The sequence below is a fragment of the Acidobacteriota bacterium genome, assembly GCA_016195325.1.
In the GTDB taxonomy this organism is placed as follows: Bacteria; Acidobacteriota; Polarisedimenticolia; order JACPZX01; family JACPZX01; genus JACPZX01.
This window is the reverse complement of record JACPZX010000002.1, coordinates 1-17,230: the sequence shown is the minus strand read 5'-3', so window position 1 is coordinate 17,230 and position 17,230 is coordinate 1. Positions and strand designations below refer to the sequence as shown.

General features: G+C 71.1%; 17 protein-coding genes. 4 read left to right on the top strand and 13 right to left on the bottom strand.

The features are described 5' to 3' along the window. The 7 genes from mraY to HY049_00240 form a co-directional block, all read right to left on the bottom strand. On the bottom strand, nucleotides 1-678 hold a 678-nt coding region (gene mraY / locus HY049_00270; GenBank protein ID MBI3447343.1), incomplete at its 3' end, for a phospho-N-acetylmuramoyl-pentapeptide-transferase. After that, the gene (locus HY049_00265) at nucleotides 678-2,087 is read right to left on the bottom strand and encodes a UDP-N-acetylmuramoyl-tripeptide--D-alanyl-D-alanine ligase (GenBank protein MBI3447342.1); all 1,410 of its coding nucleotides are present in this window, start codon (nucleotides 2,085-2,087) and stop codon (nucleotides 678-680) included. The genes mraY and HY049_00265, both read right to left, overlap by 1 nt. Then, nucleotides 2,071-3,591 carry a UDP-N-acetylmuramoyl-L-alanyl-D-glutamate--2,6-diaminopimelate ligase gene (locus tag HY049_00260; GenBank protein MBI3447341.1) on the bottom strand — a complete coding sequence of 507 codons (1,521 nt, stop codon included), beginning with the start codon at nucleotides 3,589-3,591 and terminating at the stop codon, nucleotides 2,071-2,073. Before HY049_00260 ends, HY049_00265 begins: the two co-directional genes overlap by 17 nt. Beyond that, a complete protein-coding gene (locus HY049_00255; GenBank protein MBI3447340.1) occupies nucleotides 3,581-5,944 on the bottom strand; it encodes a PASTA domain-containing protein in 2,364 nt (787 codons plus the stop codon). Before HY049_00255 ends, HY049_00260 begins: the two co-directional genes overlap by 11 nt. Further along, nucleotides 5,941-6,336: a hypothetical protein gene (locus HY049_00250; protein ID MBI3447339.1), complete on the bottom strand. Its 396-nt coding sequence runs from the start codon at nucleotides 6,334-6,336 to the stop codon at nucleotides 5,941-5,943. The genes HY049_00255 and HY049_00250 overlap by 4 nt, the downstream gene beginning before the upstream one ends. Continuing rightward, a complete protein-coding gene (gene rsmH, locus HY049_00245; GenBank protein ID MBI3447338.1) occupies nucleotides 6,333-7,259 on the bottom strand; it encodes a 16S rRNA (cytosine(1402)-N(4))-methyltransferase RsmH in 927 nt (308 codons plus the stop codon). The genes HY049_00250 and rsmH overlap by 4 nt, the downstream gene beginning before the upstream one ends. 324 nt (nucleotides 7,260-7,583) lie before the next feature. Beyond that, entirely contained in the window at nucleotides 7,584-7,997 is a 414-nt protein-coding gene (locus HY049_00240; protein MBI3447337.1) for a division/cell wall cluster transcriptional repressor MraZ, read from the bottom strand. Nucleotides 7,998-8,302: 305 nt separating this feature from the next. On the opposite strand from HY049_00240, the gene HY049_00235 reads away from it, so the two are divergent. Beyond that, on the top strand, nucleotides 8,303-8,689 hold the full coding sequence (locus tag HY049_00235) for a CoA-binding protein (GenBank protein MBI3447336.1): 387 nt from the start codon (nucleotides 8,303-8,305) through the stop codon (nucleotides 8,687-8,689). Nucleotides 8,690-8,696: 7 nt separating this feature from the next. Here the strand turns inward: HY049_00235 and purM are convergent, their stop codons facing one another. Together purM and HY049_00225 are read right to left on the bottom strand one after the other, a co-directional pair. Beyond that, a complete protein-coding gene (gene purM / locus HY049_00230) occupies nucleotides 8,697-9,803 on the bottom strand; it encodes a phosphoribosylformylglycinamidine cyclo-ligase (protein ID MBI3447335.1) in 1,107 nt (368 codons plus the stop codon). A 59-nt stretch (nucleotides 9,804-9,862) separates the two neighbouring features. Then, nucleotides 9,863-10,432 (bottom strand): hypothetical protein, encoded by a 570-nt coding sequence (locus tag HY049_00225; protein MBI3447334.1) that lies wholly within the window; start codon nucleotides 10,430-10,432, stop codon nucleotides 9,863-9,865. Between the two features lie 140 nt (nucleotides 10,433-10,572). Between HY049_00225 and HY049_00220 the strand changes: the two genes are divergently transcribed. Beyond that, a complete protein-coding gene (locus HY049_00220; protein MBI3447333.1) occupies nucleotides 10,573-12,222 on the top strand; it encodes a S8 family serine peptidase in 1,650 nt (549 codons plus the stop codon). On the opposite strand, the gene HY049_00215 is transcribed toward HY049_00220, so the two are convergent. Further along, the gene (locus HY049_00215; GenBank protein MBI3447332.1) at nucleotides 12,219-13,130 is read right to left on the bottom strand and encodes a bifunctional hydroxymethylpyrimidine kinase/phosphomethylpyrimidine kinase; all 912 of its coding nucleotides are present in this window, start codon (nucleotides 13,128-13,130) and stop codon (nucleotides 12,219-12,221) included. The genes HY049_00220 and HY049_00215 overlap by 4 nt on opposite strands. A 64-nt stretch (nucleotides 13,131-13,194) precedes the next feature. Beyond that, nucleotides 13,195-13,386, bottom strand: coding sequence for a Trm112 family protein (locus HY049_00210; protein ID MBI3447331.1), 192 nt, complete (start codon nucleotides 13,384-13,386; stop codon nucleotides 13,195-13,197). Between the two features lie 159 nt (nucleotides 13,387-13,545). Here HY049_00210 and HY049_00205 point away from each other — a divergent pair, with 159 nt between their 5' ends. Beyond that, on the top strand, nucleotides 13,546-14,667 hold the full coding sequence (locus HY049_00205; protein ID MBI3447330.1) for a glycosyltransferase family 9 protein: 1,122 nt from the start codon (nucleotides 13,546-13,548) through the stop codon (nucleotides 14,665-14,667). After that, the gene (waaF, locus tag HY049_00200) at nucleotides 14,664-15,752 is read left to right on the top strand and encodes a lipopolysaccharide heptosyltransferase II (GenBank protein ID MBI3447329.1); all 1,089 of its coding nucleotides are present in this window, start codon (nucleotides 14,664-14,666) and stop codon (nucleotides 15,750-15,752) included. The genes HY049_00205 and waaF overlap by 4 nt, the downstream gene beginning before the upstream one ends. Here waaF and HY049_00195 read toward each other — a convergent pair. Further along, nucleotides 15,706-16,620 carry a hypothetical protein gene (locus HY049_00195; GenBank protein MBI3447328.1) on the bottom strand — a complete coding sequence of 305 codons (915 nt, stop codon included), beginning with the start codon at nucleotides 16,618-16,620 and terminating at the stop codon, nucleotides 15,706-15,708. The genes waaF and HY049_00195 overlap by 47 nt on opposite strands. Continuing rightward, nucleotides 16,617-17,230 (bottom strand): glycosyltransferase (locus HY049_00190; GenBank protein MBI3447327.1); only part of this gene is annotated, 614 nt, incomplete at its 5' end. The genes HY049_00195 and HY049_00190, both read right to left, overlap by 4 nt.

The following is a 17,230-nucleotide window of genomic DNA, read 5'->3' as shown; positions in this document are numbered from 1 at the left end:
GGCGACCACCGCATGCCCGACGACGTAAGCGAGGATGGCGAACGTCGCCGAGGCGATGAGGACCGATCCGATCGCCAGGCCGTCCAGCCCGTCGGTGAGGTTCACCGCGTTCGACGACCCGACCAGCACCAGCAGCACGAGCCCCGCGTAGAGCCAGCCGAGATCGGGATGGAACGACTTGAAGAAGGGGAACGAGAGGCGCGTGTCGAGGATCTCTCGATGCGCCAGGAGGACCGTCACGATGCCGACCGCCAGGGCCACGACGATCTGCGCGGCGAACTTCTGCTTCGCGGTGAGGCCGAGCGAGCGCTTGCGAATGACCTTCAGGTAGTCGTCGGCGAACCCGATGAGGCCGAACGCGAGCATCGAGAAGACCGCGATCCAGACGAAGATGTTCGCGAGATCCGCCCAGAGGAGCGTCGGGAGGATGACCGACGTGATGATGAGGATCCCCCCCATCGTCGGTGTCCCCTTCTTCGACTGGTGCGCCGCCGGCCCCTCCTCGCGGATCTCCTGGCCCCACTGGAGCTCCCTCAGCTTGCGGATCATGAAGCTCCCGAGGCCGAACGAGAGCACCATCGCGGTCAGCGCGGCGAGGGCGGAGCGGAAGGTGATGTACCGGAAGACGTTGAACGCGGAGATCGAGGCGTGGAGCGGGTAGAGAAGATGGTAGAGCATCAGCTTCCCTCCCCGAGGGCGCCGGCGGCGGCGCCGAGCGCGCCCACGATCGCCGCCACGACCCGGTCGAGGCCAATCCCGCGGGACCCCTTCACGAGGACGACGTCCCCCGCTCGAAGCTCGGGGACGATCGCGGCGGCCGCCTCCTCCGCCGTCGCCGCGGCGGTGATCGGCGAGAACCCCGCCTCGCGGGCCGCCGCCGCCGCGTGGCGCATCAGCGCGCCCACGACCACGGCGCGGTCGACGCCGGCCGGTCCGAGCGCGGTCCCGATCTCCCGGTGGCGGGCCTCCGCCTCGGCCCCCAGCTCGAGCATGTCCCCGAGGACGACGATGCGCCGCCCCGATCCCGCGGGGGTGGTCTGGGTGAGCACCGCGAGGGCCGCCCGCATCGCGCCGGGGTTCGCGTTGTAGGAATCGTCCAGCACGCGCACGCCGCCCCGAAGGGTGAGCGCCCGCCCGCGCATCGCCTGGGGCTCGAGCGTGCCGATCCTCTCGATCATACGATCGAGCTCCGCGCCGAGCATGAACCCGGCGGCGATCGCCGCGGTCGCGTTCATCGCCTGGTGCGCGCCGACGTACCTCAGCTTCACGCGCCGCCGGCGCCCGCCGTGCTGCAGCTCGAAGGTCGATCCGTCGAGCCCGTCACCGCGGTAGCCTGTCGCCGTGAAGTCGGCGCTGGTGTCCATGCCGAACGTCACCGCGTAGCCGCGGAACGATTCCGCGATCCGCCGGCTCCGCGGGTCGTCGCCGTTGAAGACTCCGGTCGTGTTGGGGCGCATGCCCGCGAAGAGCTCCCCCTTCGCCCTCGCGTAGTCGTCGATGTCCGAGAAGAACTCGAGATGCGCCCCCGAGACGTTCGTGAGGACGCCCACGTCGGGGTCGGCGATCTCGGCGAGTCGGGAGAGCTCGCCGTGCGTGCTCATCCCCATCTCGAGGACGGCGACCTGGTGCTCCGTCGAGAGCTTCAGAAGGGACAGCGGCACGCCGAAGAGGTTGTTGAGGTTTCCCGTCGACGCCGTCACGTTGAACGATCCTTCCAGGACGTGCCTCGTCATTTCCTTCGTCGTCGTCTTGCCCGACGAACCCGTGATGCCGATCACCTTCGCGGGACACCGGCGCCGCCGCGCCGCCGCGAGATCCTGGAGCGCCCGCGTCGTGTCCTTCACCACGATCGCGGCGGCCCCCGCGGGCGCCGCCGACCGTTCGGAGACGACGACCGCCGCCGCCCCCTTCCTCACCGCCTCGGCCGCGTAGAGGTGGCCGTCCTGCCTCGCGCCGGCGATCGCGAAGAAGAGATCCCCTTCCCGAGTCGTGCGCGTATCGATCGAGTACCCGGACGGACGCCGGCCCGGGTCGCCGCCGCTGAAGACGCCGCCCGTCAGGACGGCGATCTCACCGAGGCTCTCCACCGGCATCTCCGCCTTCCGCTCCGCGGCGCGCGCGCAACAGCCGCCGCGCCACCTCCACGTCGTCGAAGGGGATCACGCGATCCCCGAGAATCTGCTCGCCCTCGTGCCCCTTGCCCGCGATGAGCACCGTGTCGCCCGGGCGCGCGCCCGCGAGGGCCCGCCCGATGGCGGCCTCGCGATCGGGCTCGACGACCGCCTTCGCCGATCCGCCGGGGACGCCGCGCACGCCGTCGAGGACCATCCCGATGATCGAGAGGGGCTCCTCCGATCGCGGGTTGTCGGACGTGATCCACACGGCGTCGGCGAGCCGCGCGGCGTGGGCGCCCATGAGGGGCCTCTTCGTGCGATCCCGGTCGCCGCCGCACCCGAAGACGACGATGAGCCTTCCTTCGGTCAGCGGCCTCAGCACCTCGAGGACGTTGCGCAGCGCGTCGTCGGTGTGGGCGAAGTCGACGACGACGGCGAACGGCTGCCCCGCGTCGACCCGCTCGAGCCTTCCCGGCACGCAGGCCCTCCGCGACAGCCCCTCCTCGATCGCGCCCCAGGGCAGATCGAGCGCGCGCGCCGTCGCGGCCGCGGCGAGGATGTTGTAGGCGTTCGGAAGACCGGCGAGCGGTGAGCGCAGCTCCCGGGCCCGCCCCTCCGCGTCGATCGTCAGCGTCAGCCCGTCGATCCCTCCCTGCCGGCCGGCCAACCGGAAGTCCGCGGCCGCGGCCGTGCCGTAGGTGACACGGCGCCGTCCGGGATCCGCGAGGCGGAGCGCGTACGCGTCGTCGGCGTTCAGGATGGACGGAGATCCGGGGGGCAGACCGTCGAAGAGACGCTTCTTCGCGGCGAAGTACGTCTCCATGTCGCCGTGGTAGTCGAGGTGATCGCGCGTGAGGTTGGTGAAGACGGCGGCGGCGAAGCGCAATCCATACGCGCGCCCGAGGTCCAGCCCCTGGCTCGAGACCTCCATCACGCAGGCCCTCGCCCCGTCGTCGAGCATGCGCCGGAGATAGCGGTGGATCTCCGGGGCCTCGGGGGTCGTCCGCTCGCCGTGGAGCGTCTCGCGCCCGAGCCGGTACTCGATGGTCCCGAGCATGCCGCAGCGGACGCCGGCGGCCTCCCAGATCTCCGCGAGGAGGTACGCCGTCGTCGTCTTGCCGTTCGTGCCGGTGACTCCCACGACGGGCATCTCCAGGTCCGGGCGCCCCGCCGCGTTGCGCCCGAGAACCGCGAGGGCGACGCGCTCGTCGGCCACCTCGATCACGGGAACACCCGCGCCGGCGAGGGCCTCTTCGGCCTCGCCGGATCTTCCCGGACCGACGACGATCGCCGCCGCGCCCGCCGCCGCGGCCGCGCGCGCGTGCGCAAGGCCGTCCGCTTTCAGGCCGCGCACCGCGACGAAGACGTCGCCGGGGCGCGTCCGGCGGGAGTCGTGGGTCACCCCCGTGAGCTGCGACCCCGCCGGGAGGGTGGACCTCAGGAGCGCGACGTCGCTCAGCATCTCGTCATCTCTCATGGGTCTCACGGGCGGCGCGTGCGCCCGGTTTCCCCCCCGCGACTCCTCCGGGCTTCGACGCTCCGGCACGCGGGGCGGCCGCGGCGCGGTGCCGGTGAGCCGGCGACTTCGCCGGCGCCGGGGTCGCCCCCGCCGCACGGGAGGACGCGGGAAGGCTGGAAGCCCGTGGAGCCGGGGCCGCGACGATCGGGGCGCGCGGTTCCGCCTCGCGAGCCGCAGGGGCCGGCACCCGCTCGATCTGGCGGCCGAGCGTCAGCGCGATCGTCGATCCGGCCGCTGCGGGCTGGCCCGCCTCCGGGGACTGGCTCACGACGAAGCCGGCTCCTCTCACGGAGGCCACGAATCCCGCCCGGGCGAGGCTCACGACGGCGTCCCTGAGTGGAGCGCCGTCGAGATCGGGAACGGTCACGACTCCCTCCCGCGGGGCGTTCTGAAGCGCGCCATCATCATCGATCGCCAGCGGGTGCGGCGCCACGAATTCGATCGCCGGCTGCGCCGGCGCAGCTCCGCCGCCGCGGGATCGGTCCGCGCTCGAGGTGGTGAACGACGCCGGGACGACCGACGCCTCCCGCGGACGATCCGCTGCGGGAGGCTCGATCCCCGCCCCGATCGACGCGAGATCCGGCGGCCTCGAGTCGCCGCCGTCCGGCGCGACGCCCAGGTAATCGAGCGACGGCTCGGCGACCCTGCGGAAGACGGGGGCCGCGACGTCCCCGCCGTGGTAGATCGGGCCGCGCGGCTCGTCGAGGACGATCAGGATCGTGAGCACGGGCCGGCGCGAGGGGACGAACCCGGCGAACGACGCGACGTACCGATCCGACGAGTAGACCTTGTCGATGATCTTCTGGGCGGTCCCGGTCTTGCCCGCGACGCGGTAGCCAGGGATGGCGGCCTTCTTTCCCGTCCCGCCCGTCACGACACCTTCGAGCAGATCGATGAGCGTGTCGGCGGTCGCCTCGCGCAGGACGCGATGCGGCGCGGTCAGCGACGGAAGGCGCACGCCCCTCCCCTCGTCCTCGATGATGCGCGTGACCACGCGGGGAGCGACGGCCATGCCGCGGTTCGCCACCGTCGAGAAAGCGGAGGCCAGTTGGAGGGGGGTGACGCCGATCTCCTGTCCGAAGGACATGTACGCCTCGGTCGTCGCCGCCCACGACTTCACCGGCTGCAGCATCCCCCGGCTCTCGCTCGGCAGGTCGATTCCGGTCCGCGATCCGAACCCGAGTTGCGTCACGTGGTCGTAGAAGCTCCGGGGATCGAGTCGCATCGCGACCTTCATCACGCCGACGTCGCTCGACTCCGCCATCACCTCGGCGAAGGAGAGGATTCCGAACGCCCTGTGATCGTGGATCGGAATCCCCGCGACCCTCAGGATGCCGTTCTGGCAGTCGATGATCTCCGACGGCCTCACGACGCCCTCCTCGATCGCGGCGGCGGCGGTCACGATCTTGAACGTCGACCCGGGCTCGTAGACGTCTGTGACCGCGCGGTTGCGCCGCGCGTTCGGATCCGCGGCGCCGTAGTGGTTGGGGTTGAACGTGGGAAGGCTCGTCATCGCGAGCACCTCCCCGGTCGGCGTGTGCAGCACGACGATCGTCCCCGCGATCGCCCCGGTCTCCTCGAGCGCCGCCGCGAGCTCCCGCTCCGCGGTGTGCTGGATCACCTCGTCGAGCGACGTGACGATGTCGTTTCCCGGGACCGGCTCCTGCCGCGCCTGCATCAGCACGTGGCTGCCGCGCGCGTCCCGGAGCGCCACGAAGGCCCCGGGCGTGCCGCGGATCTCGCTGTCGTAGCGCCGCTCGAGCCCCTCGCGGGCGCGGGGATCGTCGAGGCCCACGAAGCCCAGCACGTGCGACGCCAGGCTGCCGCGGGGGTAGAAGCGCTTCGACTCGGCGATGAGGTGGAGCCCCTGGAGGTTGAGCGATCGGACGCGATCCGCGATGTCGGGGGCCACCCGTCGCCGCACGAGAGGAAACCCCTCTCCCGCGAGCTTGCTCCGGATCACATCCCGGGGCACGTCGAGGATCGGCGCGAGCGCGGTGGAGGCGGAATCCACGTCCTTCAGCTCGGCGGTCGCGGCGTAGATCGAGTAGACGTCGGTCGAGACGGCGAGCTCGCGGCCGACGCGATCGAGAATCGTCCCCCGCCGGGGATCCGCCGTGACGATCTGTTCCTGCTGCCGCCGGGCCAGCTCGCTCATCTGGCGCGTCCTCACCACCTGGAGGTCGTAGAGCGTGGCGGCCACGAACCCAGCCCAGACGATTCCCGAGATCGCGACGATCCAGAGGCGAGGCCTGGAGATGCCTGTCCTGCGAGGCGTCTTCGATCCCCGCCCGGGTTTCCGGAGTCTCACCGGACCACCTCGTCCGCCGTTCCGCGGGCGCGCACGGGGCCGGACATCGCGACCGACTTCGGCGCCTCTTCCGTCAGATCGATCCGGGCGCCCGACGACGGCACGAGATGAAGCGTGTCCGCGGCCTCCCGCTCCACGCGCGTCAGCGATTCGAGATTCGACTTCTCGATCCGCAGCCGCTCCCTGAGCTGAACCTGCGCCGCGCGATCCTTCTTCAACCGCTCCATGTCGTACCCCACGCGGATGTACTCCATGTGATTCCACACGTAGGCGAGGAGCGGCAGCAGCAGCGTTCCCACGAGCGCGACCAGCAGCAGGAGCTCCTTGAGGCGGCCGCGGTCTAGCTCCCGGACGAGATGACGGTTCCTGATGGGCGGGACGGTCTGGATCATCGTGGCGCGCCGGCCCCCGTTCGCTCGGCCGCCCTCATCCGGGCGCTCCGGCAGCGGGGGTTGGCCCGCACCTCGTCCTCGGAGGGACGCAGTGGCTTGCGGTTGAGAAGAGTGAAGAGGTTCGGCTGGCCGCAGCGGCACGGATGGACGCTCCTTCCGCAGGCGCACCGGAACGCGAGCCAGCGCAGGCGCTGCTTGATCGCCCGATCCTCGAGCGAATGGAAGCTGATGACGGCGAGGCGTCCCCCCTCGCGGAGGGCCGTCGCGGTCGCGTCGACGAAGGCGTCGAGCCCCGCCAGCTCGTCGTTGACGGCGATGCGGAGCGCCTGGAAGACGCGGGTCGCCGGGTGGATGCGCTGCCATCTTCCGCCGCCCCCCGCGGCGCGCGCGACGATCGCCGCCAGGTGCGCCGTCGTCTCGATCGGCCCCGAGTCCCTCTCGCGGACGATGGCCCTCGCGATCCGGCGCGACTTCCGCTCGTCGCCGTACTCGAAGATGATGCGCGCGAGCTCCTCCTCGCCGGTCGCGGCGATGAGGCGCGCCGCGGTAAGCGTTTGGGAGCGATCCATGCGCATGTCGAGGGGGCCGTCGAGCTGGAAGGAGAAGCCGCGCTCGGGGACACCGATCTGGAGCGACGAGATGCCGAGGTCCGCGAGGATGCCGAGGACGCCTGGCGAGCCGCGCTCGGCGAGGATTTCGGGGAGCCGGCGGTGATCGGAGTGGACGAGCTCGACGCGATCGCCGAACGGGCGGAGCCTCTCGGCGCACGCCTCGAGCGCCGAGGCGTCGCGGTCGATCCCGATCAGTCTGTTCTTGGGGAATGCCGCCAGGATGGCCTCGGCGTGTCCGCCGAGGCCCACCGTGGTGTCCACGAAGAGTCCTTCACGCTCGGGGAGAATCGCCGTGAGCATCTCCCCGAGCATGACGGGAACGTGGATCGGATCTCTCTTCTGCGGGCCGTTGCCGGCCCGGGCGCCGGAACCATGGGGGTCCCGGGCCTCCGTCGGAATCGATCGTGGGCGGGGACCATCCCCCTTTCGGAGGCGCCGATCCCGTTTCGGGGATCGTTGGTCCGCTGCGGAGCTAGGGCGCCATTTCGGGCCCGCGTGGGGAGGGAGGAGGTTGGTGGGATGTAGTAGGGGTGGGTTGGACCCGGCGTCTTGCCGGAGGAGGGAATCCCGACGGAGGCTCTGGGCGAGAGAACCTGCTTGGGACACTCTGGGCTCCGGAGGCATGGGTGCCTCCTGTTAGAAACCGCGATCCGAGAGGACCTTGAGGTCCTCTTCGGTGAAAGTTCTCGAGGCGACGCGTTCGTCAAGCTTTTTCCGATTCCAGACGTCGAGGTAGTTCAGCTGACCGAGGATGGAGACCTCCTCGACGATCTTCGATTTTTCCCGGAGTGGGGCTTGCACCAGGAGGCGACCCTGCTTGTCCATGCTGGCGGTGGCGCCGTAGTACGTGACCGCTTCCCTGAACCGACTCACGACCGGATCGAACGAAGGGACGCTGAGAAGCTTTGTTTCGATTTCGAGCCAGACCGGAAAGGGGTAGAGGCGGACGAAGCTGCCGTCGAGACTCGTGACGTAGAATTCCCGTCCGAATTTTCCCTCGATGATCTGGCGGTAGTGGGAAGGGATTTTCAGTCGTCCCTTTTCGTCCACCCGCGCCAGCGCGCTCCCTCTGAGCACTTGTCCACCGGCCCCGCAGATACAGGATTGAGGTCACCCCTATGAACCACTATGGTCCACTTCACTCCACGAGGCCGCATATTACGGGGAGGTCCGAATGCTGTCAAGCGGAAAGTTGAGGGAATTCAAAAAGATACGAACCATGGCGACACAGTTTCTGGCGTCCTAACTACTTTCGCCCCTAGGAATGGATAGGGGCCTCCGGTGGACCGGCGTGACCTCCGGTGAATTTGGGCTATGTGGCGTCGCGGGGGGTGACCTGATAGGTTCGCCGCGCCATGACACCGCGACAGCTCCTCGAGGCCTACAGGATTATCGCGGTGGTGGGTCTCTCGCCGAACCCGCGCCGTCCCTCGAACGAGGTGTCGAGGTTTCTCATCTCGCGCGGGTACACGGTCATCCCGGTCAATCCCGGCCATCGGGAGATCCTCGGCCTGCCGTCCCACCGGGATCTCCTGTCGATCGGCCGTCCCGTCGAGATCGTCGACATCTTCCGTCGCAGCGAGGAGGTTCCGCCGATCGTGGATCAGGCCATCGAGATCGGCGCGCGGGTGGTGTGGATGCAGCTGGGAGTGGTCCACGAGGAGGCGGCGGAAAAGGCGCGCGCCGCGGGCCTCGAGGTGGTGATGGATCGATGCCCGATGATCGAGATGATCCGGGGCTAGGCGGCCGTCAACCGGCGGCGTGGAAGGAGTCGCCCTCGCCGACGATTTTCCTCGGCTCGATGTGGACGCGGCGCGCCGGATCGGCGGTGACCTCGCCGATCACCAGCGATTCGACGCCGTGCGCCCGGCACACGGCGGCGGCCCGCGAGAGAACGGCGCCGTCGTTCGGCAGGATGACGCAGAAGCCGACCCCCATGTTGAAGACCCGGAACATCTCCTCGTCGCTCACGCCGCCGAGCCGCTGGATCATCGAGAAGATCGGCTGCGGCGCGGGAAGTGTGTGGATGCGGAACGAGACGTCGGGGCGGATCCGGCACAGGTTGAGGAGGCCGTCGCTCGTGATGTGCAGCATCGCCTTGAGCGCAAGCCCCGCGTCCATGAGGGCGCGGACCACCTTTACGTAGATTCGGGTCGGCTCGAGGAGCTCCTCACCCACGGTCCGCCCGAGCTCGGCCGATCGATCCCCCGGCTTCATCCCTCCGCGATCGAAGAGCACGCGCCGGGCGAGAGTCAGTCCGTTGCTGTGCACGCCGGACGACGCCAGGCCGAGGATGGCGTCGCCAGGGTTCACGTCCTGGCCGTAGTTCACCTCGCCGAGCGGCACGAGCCCGGCGCACATTCCCACGAGATCGATTCCCGATCCGGGCTCGAGCCCCTTGATGATCTCCGATATCTGCGAGAGCTCGCCGCCGACGATGTTCACCCCCGCCTGCTCCGCCCCGGCGGCCAGCCCCTTGCCGATCGCGCCGAGGACCTCCGGTCGCGCCTCCTCGACGGCGAGATAATCGAGCATCGAGACGGGCTCCGCGCCGACGCAGATCACGTCGTTCACGTTCATCGCCACGCAGTCGATGCCGATCGTGTCGTACTTGCCGAGCATCTCGGCGACGAGGACCTTCGTGCCGACGCCGTCCGTCGAGAGGGCGAGCCCCTGGCCGCGGCCGATGTCGACGACGTTCGCGTAGTAGCCGATGGGGAGGGCGGAGCGGCCGAGCTTCCCGGCGCGCAGCGCCTCGGTGGGGGTGACCCACTTGAGGAGCGCGTCGAGCCCGGCCTCCTGGTTGGTCTTCACCCCGGCCGCGCCGTACGTCGCCGCCTTCTTCGAATCGGACATGCGGTGGTGCGCTCCTCGTCTCCGCCCGCGGGACGCGGCGGGGCCCGTTCAGGCCTGCGTCAGGGCGTCAGGTACTCGACGTTGACCCCGGTGATCACCAGATCCCCCGGGCAGGTATCGCTCGTCCCGCTCCCGCGGATGAATCCGAAGAGGATCGAGTCGCCGCTGCGCTGATCGAAACCCTGGTCCTGCTGGATGAAGAAACTCTTGGAGTTCCCCAGATTCGCGATGCTGCCCGACACCAGGACGAACGACGAGTCGGTCGGCGTCAGGCCTCCCGACGGGCTTCCAATCGTCGGGGCATGGCCAGGGCGCGAGCGATCGACGAAATCGGGAAGCAGCTCGATGCTGCAGTTCGGATCGGTGGCGTGCCACATGACGGTGATGGTGATCGGCGTGTTCGTCCGGTACGGCTTCGGGATGATGAACCCCATGCCGATCTCGGCGCCCGATCCCGAAGGCATCGCAATCCCGGCGGCGCCGAAGCTGCCGAGATCACCCGACGATCCGTTGAGGCGGCGGAACCCGTACGGGTCGAGGCTGAAAGAGCGCTTCCCCGCATGCGCGGGCGCGATGGAGGCCGAGACGACTGCGAGACCGATCAACATCGTGACAGCAAGTCTCTTCATGGTGTGAAGACCTCCGAGAGGTAGACGCGGGGCAGCGAAGCTCATCCTATCCGGTTTGACAGTCTCGCCGCCAGGCCTATTCCTTGGCTTACCCGACGTCCGCAAGGGGGGGATCCGTCGGCCGAGCCCAGGGAGGATCGATGGCCCGCAGGACGCCCCCCCGCACCCTCATCTTGATCGCCGGCCTCGCTCCGCTCGTCCTTCCCCTCTTCACCCCGGCCGCCGCGGCGACGCCCCGCCCCGATTCGAAAATCGGCCCGGCCCTGGCCGAGCAGATCCGTTCCCGCGTGGCCGCTGGCGCCGAGGACGAGCGCCTCCCGGTCATCGTCCAGACGTGGGGCTCCGCCGCCGACGAGGCGCGCCGGAAGGTCGAGGAGATCGGCGGCCTCCACGGCGAGCCCTTCGCCTCGATCCACGGGTTCCCGGCCCTGGTCCCGGCGAAGATGGTGATGACGCTCGCGAACGAGCCGCACATCCGCGCCCTCTCCTACGACTGGCCCATGGAGCCGCAGGCGACCCCGACGCGCTCCGGGTCGCCGCACGCCGCCCCGGCGCCCCGGCTCTCGTCCCTCACGGGCAGCGGTGTGACCATCGCCGTCCTCGATTCCGGGATCGCGCTCGGCAGCGATCTCGTCTCGACCCCCCCGACCATCTCGCGCGAGATCGACATCGTGGAGCCCGACGGGATCCTCGCGGACCCGTTCGGCCACGGAACGCTCGTCGCGGGCGTCATCGCCGGCTCCGGCTTCGCCTCCAGCCTTCCGGGCGCGCGGCGCACCTTCAAGGGGATCGCCCCCGGCGCGCGGCTGATCTCCGTGAAGGTCGTCGATCACGACGGGGGCGGCTCGGTCTCGTCGGTCCTCGCAGGCACCGACTGGGTCCTCCGGAATCGCGAGGTCTACAACATCAGCGTGATGAACATCTCTCTCGGCCACCCCATCGACGAGTCGTTCACGACCGACCCGCTCTGCCAGGCGGTGGAGATGGCGTGGCGCGCGGGCATCGTCGTGGTCGTCTCGGCGGGAAACCTCGGCGGGCGCGGGTACGCGACGATCACCTCCCCGGCCAACGACCCCGTGGTCATCGCGGTCGGGGCGATCGAGGACTGGCGCACCGTCGAGACGAGCGACGATCTCGTCGCCTCGTTCTCGTCGCGCGGCCCGACGGCGATCGACGGCGTGATCAAGCCCGACATCGTCGCCGCGGGAAGCGGCGTCGTCACGCTCCGGTCCGCGGGGTCCCGGCTCGACACCGTCTTCTCCGGGAGGCGCCTCAGGTACTCCGAGTACAGCGAGGTGGTCCCCGAGGCGGGCGACGGCGACTCTCCCTACGTCGCGCTCAGCGGGACGAGCCTCGCGGCGGCGAGGGTCTCGGGGGCGGCGGCGATTTTGATCCAGCAGGACCCGAAGGCGAGCCCCGATGACGTGAAGGCGCGCCTGATGATCGGCGCCTCCAAGATGAACGACTCGATCGTCGCGCGCGGGTCGGGGCTCCTCGACGTGAACGCCTCCCTCGCGCTCGGCGCGGCGCGCGTCGCCTCCGGCGGCGCCCGGTCGCCCCGCCTGCTCGTGGCGCAGGGACCTGACGGAAGGAACGTCCTCCAGCTCCAGGAGATCGGGACCGCGTGGGGCGATCCGACCACGTGGTCTTCCGAGCAGGTCTGGGGGACGCGCGTGAGCTGGGGGCTCAGCCCGCAGTGGCTCGACGGCCGGATCTGGCGCGGCCCGTTCGCGGCGGCCGCGAGCGCCTCCGGGCTCGACGCGTCGATCGCGGTCTGGGGCAGCCGCTAGATCGCGCCCTGGATCACGCCGAGGATCTCCTCGACCGACGCCGTCGCCGTCCCGACCTTCCCCACGACGATCGATGCCGCCACGTTCGCGATCGCGGCCGACTCGAGCGCCGTCCCCCCCGCCGCCATCGTGAGGGCGAAGACGCTCGCCACCGTGTCCCCCGCTCCCGTCACGTCGTAGACCTCGCGCGCCGCGGCGGGAATCGTGACCGACGCCGCCCCGCGCTCGGCGAGAAGCATGCCGCTCTCCCCCCGCGTGAGGAGCACGGCCGGCCCCTCGAGCGTCTCCAGGATCTTCCGGGCGGCTCGCTCCGCGCTGGAGTCGTCGCGGATCGCGATCCCCGACATCTGCGACGCCTCGCTCGCGTTGGGGGTGATGGCGGTGATCGGCCGGTACGCCGAGAAGTGCGCCGGCTTGGGATCGACGATGGCTGGGACTCCGAGGCGCCGGGCCTCGGGAAGCAGCGCGGCGAGAAGCGATTCCGTCACCGTCCCCTTCTCGTAGTCGGAGACGATGAGCGCCTTCGCGCCGCGGATGGCGGCGCGCGAGAAGGCGAGCAGCCGCTCGCCGGCTTCGGCGGGGAGCGGGGCGTCCTCCTCGCGATCGAACATCACCACCTGCTGCGCGTGCGCCACGACGCGCGTCTTCTTCGTGGTCGTCCGGGAGGGGACCTCGACGATCCCGTCGCGCGGCGCCCCGAGCGCCGCGAGGGCCTCCATGGTGCGCCGGCCGGCGTCGTCGGCGCCGATGGCGCCCACGGGAACGGGCGCGGCGCCGAGCGCGGCGAGATTGGCGGTGACGTTGCCGGCGCCGCCCAGGTGGAACGACTCCCGCTTCACGAGAACGACGGGGACGGGGGCCTCCGGCGAGATGCGGGAGACGGAGCCCCAGATGAAATGGTCCAGCATCAGATCGCCGAGGACGACGACCTTCAGGCCGCGGAAGCCGGCGAGGAGCGCGGCGGCGCGGCCCCTATCCACCGGAGCGCGGGCCCGGAGCCTCGATCGTCGCCTGATCGATGAGCATCACGGGGATGTCGTCGCGAATCGGGTACACGCGGTGGCAGGTGTCGCATTTCAGCGCGGCGCCGTCCTTCACGACCTTCACGGGCGTCTTGCAGACCGGGCAGGCGAGGATTTCGAGCAGCTCCGGATCCAGGGCCACGGCGATGCCTCCTGACGCGTGCGTTTCGAGCGGTTCGGACGCAGGTGAGTCGAGCGGAGGGAAGGCTACCCCCCGCCGCCGCGGCGGTCAACGCCGCCGGCCGTCGCGGCGGGGCCGTCGATCCATTCGCGCGATGCCTGGTTCATACTGCCTCCCAGGATGGAACCGCTCGCGTCGCCCCGATCGATTCTCGTCATCCGCCTGGGCGCGGTCGGCGACGTGATCCGCACGCTCCCCGCCGTCTCGTGCCTGCGGAGGACATGGCCCGGAGCGCGCCTCCTCTGGGCCGTCGAGGAGCCGTCGGCCCCGCTCCTCGAGGGACATCCGGATATCGACGCGACGCTCGTGCTCCGCCGCGTCCTGCTCAAGTCGCCGTTGCGTCCGGGAAACGCCGGGCGCCTGGTCGAGCACCTGCGCGGGTTCCGGACGGCGATGCGCGAGGCGGCGCTCGATGCGACGATCGATTTCCAGGGAACGCTCAAGTCCGCCTTCATCGCGCGCCTCAGCGGCGCGGCCCGGACCTTCGGGCTCGGCGCCGGTCACGCGCGGGAGCGATCGCATCTCCTGTACACCGATCGGATCGACTTGCCCAGGGGCCGGGAGGGGAAGCTGAGCCGGGTCACGCGGGCGCTCGCGATGGCGCGCGCGATCGGCGCCGACACCTCGGCGCCCCGGAAGATCCTCCCCCCCCGCGAGGGGCCGGCCGGCGTCGCGCGCCGATTCCTCGACGCCGAGGCGCCGGAGCGCCCGCGCGTCGTCATCTCGCCGGGGACGAGCGAGGCGCAGGCCTACAAGAGATACCCCGCCGCGCTCTTCGCGCGCGTCTCGGACGCCCTGGTCGAGTCGGGCGTCACCGTCGTCTTCGTCTGGGGGCCGGGGGAAGAGACGATCGTCGGGCAGATCGTCCGGCTTGCGAAGCGCCGTTCGGTCGTGGCGCCGCGCACGCGCCTCGTCGAGCTGGCCGAGATCATGAGGAGCTGCGATCTCTTCATCGGCTCGGACACCGGGCCGCTCCACCTCGCCGCGGCCGTCGGCCTCCGGACGCTCGCGCTCTACGGCCCGACCGATCCCGTCGTCAACGCCGCCTACACCGATCGCCCGGGGCTCTCGATGGTCGGCGACGTCGCGTGCAGCCCCTGCCGCCGGCGCGGATGCCAGAACCGATCGTGCCTGCGCCTGATTGATCCCGATCTCGTCGCCGAGAGCGCGCGGCGGATCCTCGCGGGCGGCCCCGACTTCGAGGCGTCGGCCCGCCTGATCGTGGCGCCGGCCCGCGGATGACGCCCGCGGCGCCCCCCGATCCGGCGGCGATCCGCCGCCTCCTCGTGCGCTCGACCAACTGGATCGGCGACGTCGTGATGATCTCCCCCGCTCTCGCGGCGCTGCGCCGGCGGTTCCCGGGGGCGCGGATCGAGATCGTCGCTCTCCCGCATCTCGCGGAGTGCTTCGCCGGGAACCCTTCGATCGACGAGGTCATCCCGTTCGATCTGCGCGGGAGGGATCGCGGCGCATCCGGCCTGTTGCACCTCGCGCGGACGCTTCGCGCGCGCCGCTACGACGCCGCGGTGCTCTTTCCCAAGGCGATCGGCGCCGCGCTCCTCGCGAGGCTCTCGGGAATCCCGATCCGGATAGGCCTCGCCGCGGATCGCCGCGCCTGGCTCCTCACGCACCCCGTGCCGCTCCCTCCTCGCGCCCAGCCACGCCACCATCTGGATCTCTTCCTCGACGTCGCGCGGGCCGCCGGCTGCGACGCCACCGACCGAACGCCCTTCTTCCCGGTGCCCGCGGCGGCGGCGGCCCGGGCCGACGCGATCCTGCGCGAGCGCGGGGCCGAGAGGTTTCCGTTCCTGGTGGGACTTCACGTCGGCGCGAGCAAGAGACCGCGCGCCTGGCACCTCGAGCGCTTCGCGGAGGCGGCGGGGAGGATCGCGAAGGAGCGCGGCGCGGGGGTGCTCCTCGTCGGCGGCGGGGGGGACGTCGCCGAGATGGCGCAGGTCGAGAAGCGTCTCGGGCCCGTCGCGATCAACGCCTGCGGCCGGACCTCGATCCAGGAGATGGCCGCGCTCCTCGCGCGCTGCCGCCTCTTCGTCGGCAACGACAGCGGGCCGATGCACCTCGCGGGCGCCGTCGGCGTCCCGGTCGTGGCGATCTTCGGGCCCGGCGATCCCGCCCGCACCGCGCCCGTGGTCGCCGCGCGCGACGGCCGCGCGGGATCCGTGGCCCTCGTCACGAAGAGCTACCCGTGCGCGCCGTGCCGTCAGGATTTTTTCCGGGAGTGCTATCCGTCGCCGGCGGGAAGGCCGATGTGTCTCGAGTCGATCAGCGTCGACGAGGTGGTCGCCTCCGCGATGCGACTGCTCGGCTGATCGCCCACCCGGCGCGATGCCACGCGATCGACGGGAGGCGGCGCCGTATCGAGGCGAGCAGCGATCGTCGCCACGCCCGCGGATCCCCCCCCTCCCCCGCGAAGTATCCGTGGAGGAACGACGCGGCGTCGCGCGCGCGGTGCGCGTGGCGGCCGAGGTGCTTCTCGGCGGAGCGGAGGAGGCGCACGAGGTTCGCCGCGCGACGCGACCCGGGGAGCGGCGGCCCCAGGATCGAGATCCCGAGGTCGATCACGAACGCCGTCGCGACGGCGGGGGCGGGGCGCGCGCACACGAGGATGTTCCCGATGTTGAGGTCCGCGTGATCGAGGCCGCGATCGTGCGCCGCGCGCACCGCGATACCGCACGCCGCGAGCCGCCGCCGCTTTTCCCTGCGCGAAGCGTCGCCCCGGGGCGCGTCCGAGATCGCGTCGCCGAGCGTCATGCACTCCTCGATCCGGCGTGTCGCGAGAATCGAGGCCGTCGCGCCGCGATCCGATCGCACCGTCACCCCCCACGCGAGGCGGGAGGTCGGGATCCCGCGGGCCGCCGCCTCCTCGTGCGTCCGCATCTCCGCGAGGAGCCGGCCGTGCCCGTGGCGATCCGATCCGATCTTCGACGCCATCCCGCCGCGGAGCAGCCGCTTGACGACGAGGCCGCTCGCCGCCGGGTCGGCGACGTCGATCAGCCCCCCGCGCCCCTCCCGCGGAGGGCGATCCCCCTTTCGCCGACGCGCCTCGAGGGGCGCGAGATCGCGGGCGATGCGGACGACCAGCGCGGAGACTTCGTGGACCTCGTCCGCGCGCGCGACCACTTTCGATCCCGCCGCCTCGATCTCGACGAAACCCGGCGGCGCCCCCGCGCGCCTCATCCTTCCCTCGGGATCTTCGAGACCCTGTAGTAGAGCGCCTCGTGCGCGTCGATCATCGCCTGGGTGTGGAACCGCTGCACCCTCACGGCGCCGGCTCTCGCCAGCTTGTCGGCCTCGGCGCGATCCGCGAGAACACGGTGAATCGTCCTCGCCATCGCCTCGCTCCCGCGCTCGGGGACGAAGAGGCCCTGCTTGCCGTTCTCGATGATCTCGCGGATCCCCGGCTGATCGGAGACGACGACGGGAAGTCCCGCCGCCATCGCCTCGATGAGTGAGACCGGGAAGACCTCACCCCCCTCGCCCGGGTAGACGTAGACGTCGAGCGCCTGGAGGAGCGACGGCACGTCCTCGCGCCATCCCGTGAAGACGGCTCCGCGATCGAGACCGAGGGAGAGAGCCGCCCCCTCGAGCGCGCGACGCCCGGCGCCGTCGCCGATGACCACCAGGCGCGCGGCGGGGCGATCGCGCCGCAGGCGCACCATCGCCTCGAGAAGGCCGTGCACCCGGCGATCGCGATCGAGGACGACGACCGTCCCGACCGCCTCGTCCCCCGCCACGAGCCCGAGAGCGCGGCGCGCCTCGTCCCTCCGGCCGGCGTCGCGCGCGAAGC